This window comes from Rhodococcoides corynebacterioides, assembly GCF_019834675.1.
GTDB classification, from domain to species: Bacteria; Actinomycetota; Actinomycetes; order Mycobacteriales; family Mycobacteriaceae; genus Rhodococcoides; species Rhodococcoides corynebacterioides_A.
The window spans coordinates 400,071-413,311 of the sequence record NZ_JABUBU010000002.1 but is presented as its reverse complement, the minus strand read 5'-3'; the positions used below and the strand labels follow the sequence as shown (position 1 = coordinate 413,311).

The 13,241-nt window shown below is 71.5% G+C and carries 12 protein-coding genes; 7 read left to right on the top strand and 5 right to left on the bottom strand.

All coding sequences use genetic code 11. The features are described 5' to 3' along the window. Positions 1-36 precede the first annotated feature (36 nt). A complete protein-coding gene (locus HQ603_RS06265; protein ID WP_222683662.1) occupies positions 37-1,014 on the bottom strand; it encodes a proteasome assembly chaperone family protein in 978 nt (325 codons plus the stop codon). A gap of 276 nt (positions 1,015-1,290) precedes the next feature. Between HQ603_RS06265 and HQ603_RS06260 the strand changes: the two genes are divergently transcribed. The 4 genes from HQ603_RS06260 to HQ603_RS06245 all read left to right on the top strand — a co-directional run bounded on the left by HQ603_RS06260 (position 1,291) and on the right by HQ603_RS06245 (position 4,702). Continuing rightward, the gene (locus HQ603_RS06260; protein ID WP_222683661.1) at positions 1,291-2,376 is read left to right on the top strand and encodes an S-(hydroxymethyl)mycothiol dehydrogenase; all 1,086 of its coding nucleotides are present in this window, start codon (positions 1,291-1,293) and stop codon (positions 2,374-2,376) included. Further along, positions 2,373-3,002 carry an MBL fold metallo-hydrolase gene (locus HQ603_RS06255; protein WP_222683660.1) on the top strand — a complete coding sequence of 210 codons (630 nt, stop codon included), beginning with the start codon at positions 2,373-2,375 and terminating at the stop codon, positions 3,000-3,002. The genes HQ603_RS06260 and HQ603_RS06255 overlap by 4 nt, the downstream gene beginning before the upstream one ends. A gap of 125 nt (positions 3,003-3,127) precedes the next feature. Then, complete coding sequence (locus HQ603_RS06250; RefSeq protein WP_222683659.1) at positions 3,128-3,928, top strand: sensor domain-containing protein; 801 nt, start codon at positions 3,128-3,130, stop codon at positions 3,926-3,928. A gap of 9 nt (positions 3,929-3,937) precedes the next feature. Next, positions 3,938-4,702 (top strand): trimeric intracellular cation channel family protein, encoded by a 765-nt coding sequence (locus HQ603_RS06245; protein WP_308126383.1) that lies wholly within the window; start codon positions 3,938-3,940, stop codon positions 4,700-4,702. Here the strand turns inward: HQ603_RS06245 and dtd are convergent. Continuing rightward, on the bottom strand, positions 4,671-5,105 hold the full coding sequence (gene dtd, locus HQ603_RS06240) for a D-aminoacyl-tRNA deacylase (protein ID WP_222683658.1): 435 nt from the start codon (positions 5,103-5,105) through the stop codon (positions 4,671-4,673). The genes HQ603_RS06245 and dtd overlap by 32 nt on opposite strands. Positions 5,106-5,250: 145 nt before the next feature. Here dtd and HQ603_RS06235 point away from each other — a divergent pair, with 145 nt between their 5' ends. Continuing rightward, positions 5,251-6,318 (top strand): DUF4192 domain-containing protein, encoded by a 1,068-nt coding sequence (locus HQ603_RS06235; RefSeq protein ID WP_222683657.1) that lies wholly within the window; start codon positions 5,251-5,253, stop codon positions 6,316-6,318. Between the two features lie 2 nt (positions 6,319-6,320). Here the strand turns inward: HQ603_RS06235 and galE are convergent, their stop codons facing one another. After that, positions 6,321-7,307, bottom strand: coding sequence for a UDP-glucose 4-epimerase GalE (gene galE, locus HQ603_RS06230; protein WP_222683656.1), 987 nt, complete (start codon positions 7,305-7,307; stop codon positions 6,321-6,323). Between the two features lie 8 nt (positions 7,308-7,315). Further along, entirely contained in the window at positions 7,316-8,002 is a 687-nt protein-coding gene (locus HQ603_RS06225; RefSeq protein ID WP_222683655.1) for a metal-dependent transcriptional regulator, read from the bottom strand. A 93-nt stretch (positions 8,003-8,095) separates the two neighbouring features. On the opposite strand from HQ603_RS06225, the gene HQ603_RS06220 reads away from it, so the two are divergent. Together HQ603_RS06220 and HQ603_RS06215 are read left to right on the top strand one after the other, a co-directional pair. Then, positions 8,096-9,337, top strand: coding sequence for an acetoin utilization protein AcuC (locus HQ603_RS06220; RefSeq protein WP_222683654.1), 1,242 nt, complete (start codon positions 8,096-8,098; stop codon positions 9,335-9,337). 82 nt (positions 9,338-9,419) lie between these two features. After that, positions 9,420-12,074, top strand: a complete 2,655-nt coding sequence (locus HQ603_RS06215; RefSeq protein WP_261773473.1) for a bifunctional acetate--CoA ligase family protein/GNAT family N-acetyltransferase — start codon at positions 9,420-9,422, stop codon at positions 12,072-12,074. Positions 12,075-12,138: 64 nt separating this feature from the next. Here the strand turns inward: HQ603_RS06215 and HQ603_RS06210 are convergent, their stop codons facing one another. Further along, positions 12,139-13,107, bottom strand: coding sequence for a sigma-70 family RNA polymerase sigma factor (locus tag HQ603_RS06210; protein WP_222683652.1), 969 nt, complete (start codon positions 13,105-13,107; stop codon positions 12,139-12,141). Positions 13,108-13,241: the final 134 nt, after the last annotated feature.

Genomic DNA, 13,241 nt, shown 5'->3' with positions numbered 1-13,241 from the left:
AACCCGGGTCGGCGAGAACCCGCCGGAGCCCGGCCGTCAGGACTCGTCGTCGCCGCGCTCGTCGGCGCCGTCGGTGTCGGCTGTGTCCTCGGTGTCGTCGAAACCGGTCTGCTCGGCGAGGAAACGCTCGAACTCCGCGCCGAGTTCGTCACCACTGGGCAGTTCCTCGTCGGACGCGAGCAGCGTCGACTTCTGTTCCTGCGCGGTGACGAAGGTGTCGTACTGACGCTCGAGCGCGGCCACCACGGACCCGACCTCCGGATTGCCCTCGACGTGCTCGTCGACCTGCTCGCGCACCCGCGCGGCCGCCGTCGTGAGCGCCACCAGCGGCAGCGTCAGGTCGGCCGCGTCGGCCACCAGCTCGAGCAACTTCTCCGCGGCGCTCGGGTAGGCGGTCTGCGCCAAATAGTGCGGAACGTGTACGGAGAAGCCCATCGACTCGTGGCCGTGCTGCGCCATCCGGTACTCGAGCAACGACGACGCGCTGCCGGGCACCTGCAACTCGCCCGACCACTTGTGGTGGTCTCCCACCAGATCGCTGTCGGACGAGTGCGCGGTCACCCCGAGCGGACGGGTGTGCGGAACGGCCATCGGGATCGAGTTGAGGCCGATGGTGCGGCGCACGCCGAGCTGCTCCGCGAGCAATCGCACGGCGGTGGTGAACTTCTCCCACTTGAGGTCCGGTTCGAGTCCGGAGAGCAACAGGAACGGGGTGCCGACCCCGTCCTGGACCGCGTAGAGGTTGAGCACGGGCTCCTCGTAGTCGGAGAAGTGGTCCGTCTTGAACGTCATCATCGGGCGCCGGGACCGGTAGTCCAGCAACTCGTCGACGTCGAACGACGCCACCAGCTCGGTCTCCAGCGTCTCGCGCAGGTGGGCCGTTGCCAGCTTGACGGCGTGCCCGGCGTCCGAGTACCCCTCCAGCCCGTGCACCAGGACGGGGCCGAGGCCGTCGTCCGAGATCACGCGCGGCGCCGGGAATTCGAGCTCGTACATTCCGGACTTCTCGTCCATGCCGTGTCCTCTCTCGTCGCGCGCGTGCGGATCGTCGACCGTTTCCGGTCGTGCCCCTTGTCGAGGTGACTACCCAGTCTCCCACGGGTCGACGCGCACCCCGTCCTCGTCGTACGTCGTCGGCAACGCACGGCTCACGCGGCGCATTCCCGTCCGCGGCGGGACACGGAGGCGCCGCTCGGATGCCCGGGTTCGCATGTGTGCACGGATAGGGTCGAGACGCGCCCGCCGAACCGCGACGGACGCCTCGACTCGAGACCGACAGGGAGAATCGCCATGCCACAGCAGGTCCGCGGCGTCGTCGCACGGAGCAAGGGTGCACCGGTGACCACCGAGACCGTCGTCGTCCCCGACCCCGGTCCGAACGACGTGGTGGTGGCGATCCAGGCGTGTGGCGTGTGCCACACCGACCTCCACTACCGCGAAGGCGGCATCAACGACGAGTTCCCGTTCCTGCTCGGCCACGAGGCCGCAGGGGTGGTCGAGACCGTCGGCGACGACGTCACCCACGTCGCTCCCGGGGACTTCGTGGTGCTCAACTGGCGCGCCGTGTGCGGCCAGTGCCGGGCGTGCAAGCGCGGGGAGCCCTGGTACTGCTTCGACACCCACAACGCCTCGAAGAAGATGACCCTCGAGGACGGCACCGAGCTCACCCCGGCGCTCGGCATCGGCGCGTTCGCGGACAAGACGCTGGTCCACGAGGGCCAGTGCACCAAGGTCGACCCCGACGCCGACCCGGCGGTCGTGGGCCTGCTCGGCTGCGGCGTCATGGCGGGTCTGGGCGCCGCGATGAACACCGGCAACGTCGGCCGCGGCGATTCGGTGGCGGTGATCGGCTGCGGTGGCGTCGGTGACGCGGCCATCGCCGGTGCTCGACTCGCCGGCGCCGGCACGATCATCGCCGTCGACCGCGACAAGGGGAAGCTCGAGTGGGCGACGGAACTGGGCGCGACGCACACCGTCGACGCCTCCACCGTCGACGCGGTCGAGGCCATCCAGGAACTCACCGACGGGAACGGCGCGGACGTGGTCATCGACGCCGTCGGTCGCCCCGAGACCTGGAAGCAGGCGTTCTACGCCCGTGACTTGGCGGGCACCGTCGTCCTCGTCGGCGTCCCGACGCCGGAGATGACCGTCGAGATGCCGCTCATCGATTTCTTCTCCCGCGGCGGATCGCTGAAATCGTCCTGGTACGGCGACTGTCTGCCCGAGCGCGATTTCCCGATGCTCGTCGACCTCTACCGGCAGGGCCGGCTCCCGCTCGAGAAGTTCGTCACCGAACGCATCGGTCTGGAGGACGTCGAGGCGGCGTTCGACGCCGCGGCGTCCGGCCGCGTCCTGCGCTCGGTGGTGGTCCTGTGAGCGGCCTGCGGATCGACCGGGTCGTCACCTCGGGGACGTTCGCTCTCGACGGCGGTGAGTGGGACGTCGACAACAACATCTGGCTGATCGGCGACGACTCCGAGGTGGTGATCGTCGACGCGGCGCACGACGCCGACCCGATCGTCGACGCCGTCGGCGGGCGCACCGTCGTCGCCGTGCTGTGCACGCACGGCCACAACGACCACGTCACCGTCGCGCCCGAGCTGGCGAAGCGCCTCGATGCCCCGATCCTCCTGCACCCCGCCGACGACGTGCTGTGGGAGCAGACGCACCCCGGCGTCGGTCACCGGGACCTCGCGGACGGCGACACCGTCACGGTGGCGGGGACCGACATCCGGATCCTGCACACGCCCGGGCACTCGCCGGGATCGTCGTGCCTGTACCTGCCGGAGGCGGGCGAGCTGTTCAGCGGCGACACCCTCTTCGCCGGCGGGCCGGGAGCCACGGGTCGCTCGTACTCGGACTTCCCGACGATCATCGGCAGCATCCGCGAACGTCTCTTCGCGTTGCCGCCCGAGACGACCGTCCGCACCGGGCACGGTGACGGCACCAGCATCGGCGCGGAGTCCCCGCACCTCGAGGAGTGGATCGCGCGCGGCTCCTGACCGGGACCGGCGAGCCGCATAACGAACCGGACACCGCGCGGTGTGGGCGCGGTGTCCGGTTCGCGCGCTGTGCGATGCTCGCCGAACGGTCGGGACTCGGCCGGGCCACGGGAGAAGAGGACACGATGGTGCAGCGCAGGACTCGACTCGGATTCGCGAGCTGCCTCGGAGCCGGAGCCGTGCTGGTGAGCGCTGCCTGCGGCGGCAGCACCGTCACGGGTGTGCCCGAGGCCGCCGGCACGACCCCCTCGGCCCCGGCCGCGACGTCACCGAGCGGGAGCGAGTCGACCGCTCCGAGCGGGACGACGTCGCCGAGCGGGAGCACGACGCCGTCGTCGACCACGGGATCGGCCGCCGAGTCGGCGCTGTCCGCGCTGACGATCGACCCGGCGGTGTTCCCGCCCGCCTATCAGGCCGTGGTGCTGCCTCCGCAGGCGGTGGCGCAGGCCGCGCAGGATCTCGAAGGCGTCGCGGCGGGGGCGTCCGTCGAGCCGGCCGGCTGCAAGCCGGAGCAGCCGTCGGCCGACCCGGACTCGTCGTCGCTGGTGGTGGGCACCGATCCGGTGAAGCGCGCCACCGTCTCGGTGGAGCTGGTGCGCGTGCCCGATTCCCTCGACGCGCTCGAAGGGCAGATCGAGGAGTGCGGAACCGTGCGGACCACGGCCGGTGGGGTCACCGCCGAGGTCGTCAGCGAGCTGGTGCCGCCCCCGCCGATCGGCGCCGACGACACCCTCGCCGTCCGCCGCACCGTGTCCTCCGGCGGCGGCAGTACCGACACGGTCACGCAGTCGATGCTGTCGCTGGTCGGGCAGGTCGACGACGTGCGGGTCACCGCCACCTACATGTCGTTCGACGACTCCGAGCCCGATACGGCCACGCTGGACCTGGTGTTCCGCGAGGCCGTCCAGAAGGTCAAGAACGGCTGATTCCGCGCCGTGTTCGATTCCGTGCCGGGGATCGCGGTCCCGGACCTGTTCCGCGTTCTCGACCTCACCGGGGTGGTGGCCAACGCCCTGCTCGGTGGGGCGGTGGCCCGTGCCATGCGCTTCGACCTGGTCGGGTTCTCGGTCCTCGCCGTCGTGTCCGGACTCGGGGGCGGCATCATCCGCGACACGCTCCTCCAGGCCGGGCCGCCGGTGGCGCTCACCGACTACCGCTACCTGACGGCCGCGCTGATCGGCGCGCTCGTCGCGTTCGCCGTCCGCTTCGAGGGACGCGGGTGGGATCGCGTCTTTCCGTACGTCGACGCGCTGGCCCTCGGGTGCTGGGCGGCGGCCGGGGCCCAGAAGACGCTGGGCGTCGGGCTGGGGTGGCTGCCGGCCATCGGGCTCGGCGCCGTCACCGCGGTGGGCGGGGGAGCGGTCCGCGACATCGCCGTCGGTCGTGTCCCGGCGATCTTCGGTGGCAACACGCTTTACGCCACGTGCGCCCTGGCGGGCAGTGCGACGCTGGTGGTGACGCAGTCGCTCGTCGGCACCGACGCGGGCCTGGTCGCCGGAACCGTGGTCGGCGCGTCGCTGTGCGTCCTCGCCCGGTGGCGCGGCTGGATGCTGCCCGAGGGCGTGTCCTGGTCCCGGCTGCCCAAGCCGTCGCTGCCGCGCACCGGGCGGCGACGGGGAGTGGTTACACGCCGCCGGCGGCGATCGACGACGGTCCGGCGGTGGTGGATCAGGATCCGGGGCTCTCGACGATCACGGTGACCGGCCCGTCGTTCACCGACTCGACCGCCATGTGAGCCCCGAACACCCCGGTCGCGACGGTGATCCCCCGCGCCCGGAGGGACGCCACCACGGCGTCGACCAGCGGCTCGGCCACCGGGCCGGGTGCGGCGCCGTTCCACGACGGGCGTCGGCCCTTCCGCGTGTCGCCGTAGAGGGTGAACTGCGAGACCACGAGCACACCCGCCTCGGGCACCTCGGAGACCGACCGCTCACCCGGAAGGATCCGCAGCTCGGCGATCTTGCGGGAGACGTGCTCGACGTCGGTGGGTCCGTCGGTGGGCGCGACGCCGAGCAGGACGAGCACGCCCGGACCGATCTCCCCGACCACGCGGTCCTCCACCCGTACCCCCGCGGACGAGACTCGTTGCAGCACTGCACGCATGCTGACGATCGTGGCACGTCTCGCGGACACCGCTCGGACCTGCGTTCTCCCCGGGGACGCGGTCATCCACAGGTCGGTTCGAGTCGACTCGTCGGCCCAGGTCACGGCCCGACGCCGGTCGGCGGCTCGGCGCAGAGTGCGGCGTGTGACCAGACACCCCTACGCCGCCGATCGTCGCGGCGACCATCCACTCGATCCGCCGCTGCGCGCCACCGTCGGGACGGTGGGCGACCTCGTCGCCGCCGTCCCCGCCCTCCTGGGCTTCGTTCCCGAGCACTCGATCGTCCTGATCTGCCTCTCGCGGGGGTCGACGACGACGGTGCGCATGACCGTGCGGCAGGACCTGCCGGAAGCACCGACCACGGGGGAGGTGTTCCACGCCATCGAACGCTGCGCGCAGGTCTGCGACCGCGAGGCCTACGACGCGATCGTCGCGGTGCTCGTCGTCGGTGACCGCGCCCCGGCGCAGTACGAACCGCTCGCGGACGATCTGCACGAGGCGTTCGACGCCCTCGACATCCAGGTTCTCGGTGTCCACGTGGTACCGACCATCACGGCCGACGCCCCGTGGACGAGCCTCGGCGGCGACGACCGCTGCGGATCGTTGCCGGACCCGCGCACGTCCGCGGTCGCGGCGTCGACCGTCGTGAGCGGCCGACCGATCCGGTCCTCCCGGTCCGATCTGCTGACCGTGCTCGCCCCGGCGTCCGCGGACGACTGCGCGCGCTTCGCGCAGCAGTGCGCCGAGGTCGCCGAGATCCTCGCGCCGCTGACACCGGGGGAACTGCTGGCCGAGGTGGTCGACGACGTCGAGTTACTCGATCTGTCCGGTGAGCTCGACTCCGTGTCGGCGGCGCGGGCGATGGCCGGCCTGGCGGTGCTGTCGATCCGGGACGCGCTGCTCGGGCTCGCCGGCACCCGGCTCGACGCGACCGCGGGGGCGCTGTGGGTGGAACTGGCCCGGCGAACGTCCGGTCCGCGGCGAGCCGCGCCCGCGACGATGGTGGCGGTGTGGTTCTACCTGCGCGGAGACGGACCGATGGCCGGGACGGCGCTCGAGGTCGCGCTGGCGGCGGACCCCCGGTACCGGCTGGCCGTGCTGCTCGACGCCGCCCTGCAGAACGGTCTCGGTCCGGCCGTGGTGACCGACCTCGTGGACTCCGCGCGCGCCGTCGCGACGGGGCTCGGCGTGCGGCTGCCCGCCGACGGGTGAGGTCAGCCCCGGTGTGCGGAGTGGGCGCGGTCGCCCATCGACTGCAGGAACTCCCACGCGTCGGCGACGATGGTGTCGAGGTCGGTGAGCTGCGGCGACCAGCCCAACTGCTCGATGGCCTCGGCGCTGGACGCCACCAGCACGGCCGGGTCGCCGGGACGTCGGGGGGAGTCGACCACCGGAATGTCCCGGCCGGTGACCCGGCGGCAGGACTCGATCACCTCGCGGACGGAGAAACCCGCACCGCTGCCGAGGTTGAAGATGCGGTGCTGTCCGGGAGTGCTGCGATCGACGGCGCGCAAGTGTGCGTCCGCGAGGTCGCGCACGTGGATGTAGTCGCGCACCGCGGTGCCGTCGGGAGTGGGCCAGTCGGTACCGAACACCGAGATGGACTCTCGGTGCCCGGCGGCGACCTGCAACACCAACGGGATGAGGTGCGTCTCGACCACCCGGTTCTCGCCGAGCCCGCCGTAGGCGCCGGCCACGTTGAAGTACCGCAGGCTCGTCGCCCCGAATCCGTGCGCCGCGGTGTACCCCGTGATCGCATGGTCGATGGCCAACTTGCTCGCACCGTACGGATTGGTGGGGCGAGTGGAGAAGTCCTCGGTGATCGGGGTCCGCTCGGGCTCCCCGTACGTGGCCGCCGTGGAGGAGAAGACGAGGCGGGGCGTGCCGTGCGCGACGATCGCGTCGAGCACCGCGAGAGCGGTGCCGACGTTGCCGCGCCAGTACTTCTCGGGCTTCTCCACGGACTCGCCGACCAACGACTGCGCGGCGAAGTGGAGCACGCCGTCGACGCCCCCCTCCGCCAGCACGTCGTCGATACGGTCGGCGACCGGACCCTCCACGAACGTCGTGCCGTCGGGAACGCCGTCCCGGTTGCCGGTCGAGAGGTCGTCGATCACGACCACCTCGTGACCGGAGTCCACCAACACCCGCGCGCACACGGAACCGACGTAGCCGGCGCCGCCGGTCACCACGTACTTCACGGAACTCCTCAGATGGTCTTGACCTGGACGGCGTGCGCCATCTCGATGGACAGATCGACGTCGTCGTGGCCGGGCACCGTGATGGTGACGGCACCGGGCTTGGGGCACACCGTCACGCGTGCGTCCGGCACCACACCCGCGTCGCGCAGGCGAGCGATCGTGTCGGGGTCCGACTGGACGTACTCGGCCAGTCGGCGCACCACGACGGCGGTGGGCGTTCCGGACGGGAGGTCGGACAGGCGCACGAGGTCCTCGACCGGGGTGCTCGGACGCGAGGATCCGAGCAGGTCGAGACCGGGAATCGGGTTGCCGTACGGCGAGGTGGTGGGGTTGTCGAGCACCTCGACGAGGCGCCGTTCCACTTCCTCGCTCATCACGTGCTCCCACCGGCAGGCCTCGGCGTGGACGTCTTCCCAGCGGAGACCGATCACGTCGACCAGAAGGCGCTCCGCGAGGCGGTGCTTGCGCATGACGGACACCGCGAGCTCGCGTCCCTTCTCGGTGAGCTGCAGATGGCGGTCACCGGCGACGAGCAGCAGACCGTCGCGTTCCATCCGAGCCACCGTCTGGCTCACCGTGGGACCGGACTGCTCGAGCCGCTCCGCGATGCGTGCCCGCAGCGGCACGACACCTTCTTCCTCCAAGTCGTAGATGGTCCGGAGATACATCTCCGTCGTGTCCACCAAATCCTTCACAATCACACCCTTCGTCTCTTGTAATTCTACCGGTACGGAGTCGGCATCGCGGGTCGGCCGCGTCGGGCAGATCGGACACGTAGGTTGAACCGCATGAGCGCCCCGTCGAGTCCCCCCGCCCTCGTCTGGAGCGCGGACTATCTGAAGTACCGCTGGAGCGACGACCACCCGATGAACCCGACCCGGCTCGCGCTCACGATGGACCTCGCGACCACGCTCGGACTGCTCGAGGACGCCGACACGGTACCGCCCACCCCGGCCAGCGACGAGGATCTGCTGCGCGTCCACACCTCGTCCTACGTCGGCGCGGTCAAGCGCGCGCACCTCGACCTGCCGCTCGGGTCCCGCGCGACGGACCCGGTCCACGGCCTCGGCTCCGAGGACAACCCCGTCTTCGTCGACATGCACGAGGCCAGTGCCGTGATCGCCGGCGGCACCCTCACCGCCGCGCGGGCCATCGCGTCGGGCTCCGCGCGCCGGGCCGTGAGCATCGGCGGGGGGATGCACCACGCCATGGCCGACTGGGCGTCGGGTTTCTGCGTCTACAACGACGCGGCCATCGCCATCTCGTGGCTCCTCGACAACGGGTACGACCGCATCGCCTACCTCGACGTCGACGCCCATCACGGGGACGGAGTGCAGGCGGCGTTCCTCGACGACCCGCGCGTGATGACGGTGTCCGTCCACCAGCACCCGGCGACGCTGTGGCCGAACACCGGTTGGTCCACCGAGGCCGGGTCCGGGCTCGCGGAGGGTACGGCCGTGAACGTGCCCGTGCTGCCCGGGACCGGCGATCGGCTGTGGCTGCGCGCGTTCCACGCCGTCGTTCCCGGCGCGGTGGCGGCGTTCCGACCCCAGATCATCGTGAGCCAGTGCGGCGTCGACTCCCACCGGGAGGACCCGCTGGCCGACCTCGGCCTCACCGTGGACGGCCAGCGCGCCGCCTTCCTCGCCATGCGTGATCTCGCCGATCGGGTGTGCGAGGGGCGGTGGCTCGCCGTCGGTGGCGGGGGATACGGCCTGGTCCGGGTGGTCCCGCGCGCCTGGACGCACCTCATCGCCGCGGTGCTCGACCGTGACGTCGATCCGTCGACCCCGTTGCCCGAGGAGTGGCGCGAGCGCGTGCGCGGCGCCGCCCCGAGCATCGACCTGCCCTCGACCATGAGCGACGACGGTGACGTCGACTACGCGCCCTGGGACGGCCCGGGAGGCTCGCCGACCTCGGGGGTCGCCGTCGTCGACCGCGCGGTGGAGCGCGTCGACACCGCGATCGTCGCGACCCGGCGTGCGGTGTACCCCGCACTGGGGCTGGACCCGGAGGACCCGCGTGACTGACGAGACCCCCGACGCCGGGAAACCCGAGCTCGAGAACGCCGCGTCGGACACACCCCGGCCCGCCACCTCGGACCCCAAGGCGCTGGAACGGCAACGTGCCGAGACCTACCCCGCGCACTGGTCCGCCGACGTCCTCGCCAGCGACGGTCGTGTGGTGCACCTGCGGCCGATCGTGCCGTCCGACGCCGACGCGATCGTCGCGTTCCACGGCAAGCTCAGCGAGCGCACCCGCTACCTGCGGTATTTCGGCCCGTACCCGACGATGCCGCAGCGCGACGTCGTCAACTTCACGACGGTGGATCACTCCTCGCGCGTGGCCTTCGTGGCGACGCTCGGCGACGAGATCATCGCCGTCGGCCGGTACGAGCGGCTCCCCGACGGCGACGGCAACTCCGCCGAGGTGGCCTTCGTCGTCGCCGACCACCATCAGGGTCGTGGGCTCGGGCCGATCCTGCTCGAGCATCTCGCGGGCGCCGCGGCGGAGAACGGCGTGCGGCGGTTCGTCGCGGAGGTTCTCGCCGAGAACCGCAACATGGTCACGGTGTTCCGGCAGGCGGGCTATCAGGTGAGCCGCTCGTTCGACGGCGGCGTGCTCAATCTGGACTTCGACATCGATCCCACCGACGCCCTGGTGCAGGTGCGAAACTCGCGGGAGCGTGCCGCGGAGGCGAAGAGCGTCCGCAACGTGCTCGCCCCGCGCTCGGTGGCCGTCATCGGGGCGTCCACCGACCCCGAGAAGGTCGGCAACGCCGTGCTGACCAACCTCCTCCGCGCGTCGTTCACCGGGCCGGTCTACCCGGTCAACGCCGAACACACGTCGGTGCGCGGGGTGCGGGCGTACGCGAGCGTCTCCGACATCCCCGACGAGGTGGATCTCGCCGTCGCGGCGGTGCCGTCCGCGCAGATCGACGCCGTGCTCGACGACTGCCTGGCCAAGGGGGTCCGCTCGCTGGTAGTGGTCTCCTCCGGCTTCGGCGAGACGGGGGAGGAGGGCCGCGCCAACGAGCGTCGCCTGGTCCGGGCCGCCCGGGCCCACGGGATGCGCCTGGTGGGGCCCAACGCGCTCGGCGTCGCGAACCTCGACCCCGCCGTCTCCCTGAACGCCACGCTCGCGCCCGTCCTGCCCGGTCGCGGCCGAGTGGGGTTCTTCTGCCAGTCGGGAGCGCTCGGCATCGCGATCCTGTCCCAGGCGTCCGAACGCCTGCTCGGACTGTCGACCTTCGTCTCGGCGGGCAACCGCGCCGACCTCTCCGGCAACGACCTGTTGCAGTACTGGGACCAGGACGAGAACACCGACGTCGTGCTGCTGTACCTCGAGAGCTTCGGCAACGCGCGCAAGTTCTGGCGCATCGCGCGACGGGTGGCGCGGACCAAGCCGATCGTGGCCGTCAAGAGCGGCCGCGGCGCGGTGCCGCCCGCGCTCGCGACCGGCTCGGACATCGACGATTCGATCGTCCGGGCACTGTTCGAGCAGGCCGGGGTCATTCAGGTGGACTCGATCGCCGAACTGTTCGACTGCGCGGTGCTGCTCGGCTACCAGCCGCTGCCGGCCGGTCCGCGGGTGGCCGTTGTGGGCAACTCCACCGCGCTCGGCGTGCTCGCCGTGGACGCGGCGCGGGACAACGGACTGCAGGCCGACGCGCCGGTCGACGTGGGCGCGCAGGCGACGCCGGAGGACTTCGCCGCCGCGGTCACCCGGGCGCTGGACGCGTCGGACGTCGACGCGGTGCTGGCGGTGTTCGTCCCTCCGGTCGCCGTGCGGGTGGAGTCCTACGCGGAAGCGCTCGGCAACGCGGTACGCGGCCGCGACAAGCCGGTGCTGACGACGTTCCTCGCCGCCGAGGGCATCCCGGATCTCCTGGCCGTCCGTGACGACGACGGCAACCTCGTGCGCGGGTCGGTGCCGTCCTACCCGGACCCCGCGCGTGCCGTGCTCGCCCTGACCCGGGCGTGGCGGTACGCGGCGCGGCTCGGTCGCCCGGTCGACGACGTCACCCGGCCGGCGGGCATCGACACCGCCGCCGCCCGCGACCTGGTCGCCGACTGGATGGAGCGCACCCCGGACGGCCGGTGGCTGTCCGACGAGGAAGCGACGCAGCTTTTGGGGTGCTACGGAATCGACGTGGCGTCGTTCCGCACCGTCACCGACGAGGCCGATGCGGTGGCGGCCGCCGAGGAGCTCGGTGGGCCCGTGGCCGTCAAGGCGACCGGCAAGCAGTGGCGGCACCGGCCCGATCTGTCCGGCGTGCGCCTCGACGTGGTGGGAGCCGGCGCCGTCGGCCGCGCGTACCGCGATCTGTTCGCGGCGTCCGGCAATCCGGTCATGGTGGTCCAACGCATGGCCACCAAGGGCATCGGCTGCGTGGTGCGGGTGCAGGACGACCCGTCGTTCGGGTCGGTGGTGTCGTTCGGGCTGTCGGGCGCGCTCCCGGAGTTGCTCGGCGACCGGGCGTACCGGGTGCTGCCGCTCGGCGAGCGGGACGCGGCCGAGCTGGTCGAGTCACCGCGATCGGCACCCATGCTCTCGGGCTACCGCACGGCCACCCCGGTGAACAAGAACGCGCTGGTCGACCTGGTTCTGCGCGTGTCCACGTTGGCCGACGACCTGCCCGAGGTGCGGCAACTGACGTGCGATCCGGTTCTCGCGTCGGCGACGGGGGCGGAGACCACCGACGCCCGCATCCGCATCGGTCCGGAGCCGACGCGCGCCGACTTCGGGCCGCGCCGCCTCCGCTGACGGTCCACGCACGCGAGAAGGGCCCCGGCACGAATGCCGGGGCCCTTCTCGCGTGCGTGGTGTGTCAGCTGGCGTAGGACCGCAGACGCTCGGCGCGATCGCCCTGGCGGAGCTTGCCCATCACCTCGCGCTCGATCTGACGCACCCGCTCGCGGGAGAGTCCGAAGAGCTTGCCGATCTGGTCGAGCGTGCGCGGCTGGCCGTCGTCCAGGCCGTACCGCAGCCGGATGACCTGCTGCTCGCGCTCGTCGAGCGTGGCGAGGACGCTGCGCACGTCGGTGTGCAGCAGGCCGGCGATGACGGCGTTCTCGGCGGACGTGGCCTCCGAGTCCTCGATGAAGTCGCCCAGCGGCGCCTCCTCGTCACTGCCGACGGGCATATCGAGGCTTACCGGGTCACGGCTGTGGTCCAGCAGATCGGCGATCTTCTCGACCGGGATGCCCGACTCCTCGGCCAGTTCCTCGTCGGTGGCCTCGCGGCCCAGCTGCTGGTGCAGCTCGCGCTTGATGCGCGCCAGCTTGTTCACCTGCTCGACGAGGTGGACGGGGAGCCGGATGGTGCGGCTCTGATCGGCCATGCCGCGGGTGATGGCCTGCCGGATCCACCAGGTGGCGTAGGTCGAGAACTTGAAGCCCTTGGCGTAGTCGAACTTCTCCATCGCCCGGATGAGGCCGAGGTTGCCCTCCTGGATGAGGTCGAGCAGCGGCATGCCGCGTCCGGTGTAGCGCTTGGCGAGCGACACCACGAGGCGCAGGTTCGCCTCCAGCAGATGCGCGCGCGCCGCGCTGCCCTCGCGGACCACGGTGGCGAGATCACGCTTCTTGGCAGCGGAGAGACGCTTGCCGGTGGCGAGGACGTGCGCGGCGTAGAGGCCGGCCTCGATCTTCTTGGCCAACTCGACCTCTTCGGCGGCGGTGAGCAGGGCCGTGCGGCCGATACCGTTCAGGTAGACGCGAACGAGGTCCGCAGCCGGGCTTTGAGCGTCGAGATCGGCTTCGCTCGGGCGCGGACGAACGGTGGTGGGGCTGGTCATGACGTGCCTCCTGATCGGTGGTGTCTCACCCGTGTCAACGTCGAAACACTCCCCGAAAGTTCCCAGCCGGCCCGGCCGTCAAACCATCTGGCCTGCGGATTCGTCGACATCGCCCTGAGAAGTTGCTGAGAGAA

What these genes read in the sequence shown, in the direction of transcription:
- HQ603_RS06265 (WP_222683662.1), bottom strand. Translation starts at nt 1,014, where the DNA reads ATGGACGAGAAGTCCGGAATGTACGAGCTCGAATTCCCGGCGCCGCGC.
- HQ603_RS06260 (WP_222683661.1), top strand. Translation starts at nt 1,291, where the DNA reads ATGCCACAGCAGGTCCGCGGCGTCGTCGCACGGAGCAAGGGTGCACCG.
- HQ603_RS06250 (WP_222683659.1), top strand. Translation starts at nt 3,128, where the DNA reads ATGGTGCAGCGCAGGACTCGACTCGGATTCGCGAGCTGCCTCGGAGCC.
- dtd (WP_222683658.1), bottom strand. Translation starts at nt 5,105, where the DNA reads ATGCGTGCAGTGCTGCAACGAGTCTCGTCCGCGGGGGTACGGGTGGAG.
- HQ603_RS06220 (WP_222683654.1), top strand. Translation starts at nt 8,096, where the DNA reads ATGAGCGCCCCGTCGAGTCCCCCCGCCCTCGTCTGGAGCGCGGACTAT.
- HQ603_RS06210 (WP_222683652.1), bottom strand. Translation starts at nt 13,107, where the DNA reads ATGACCAGCCCCACCACCGTTCGTCCGCGCCCGAGCGAAGCCGATCTC.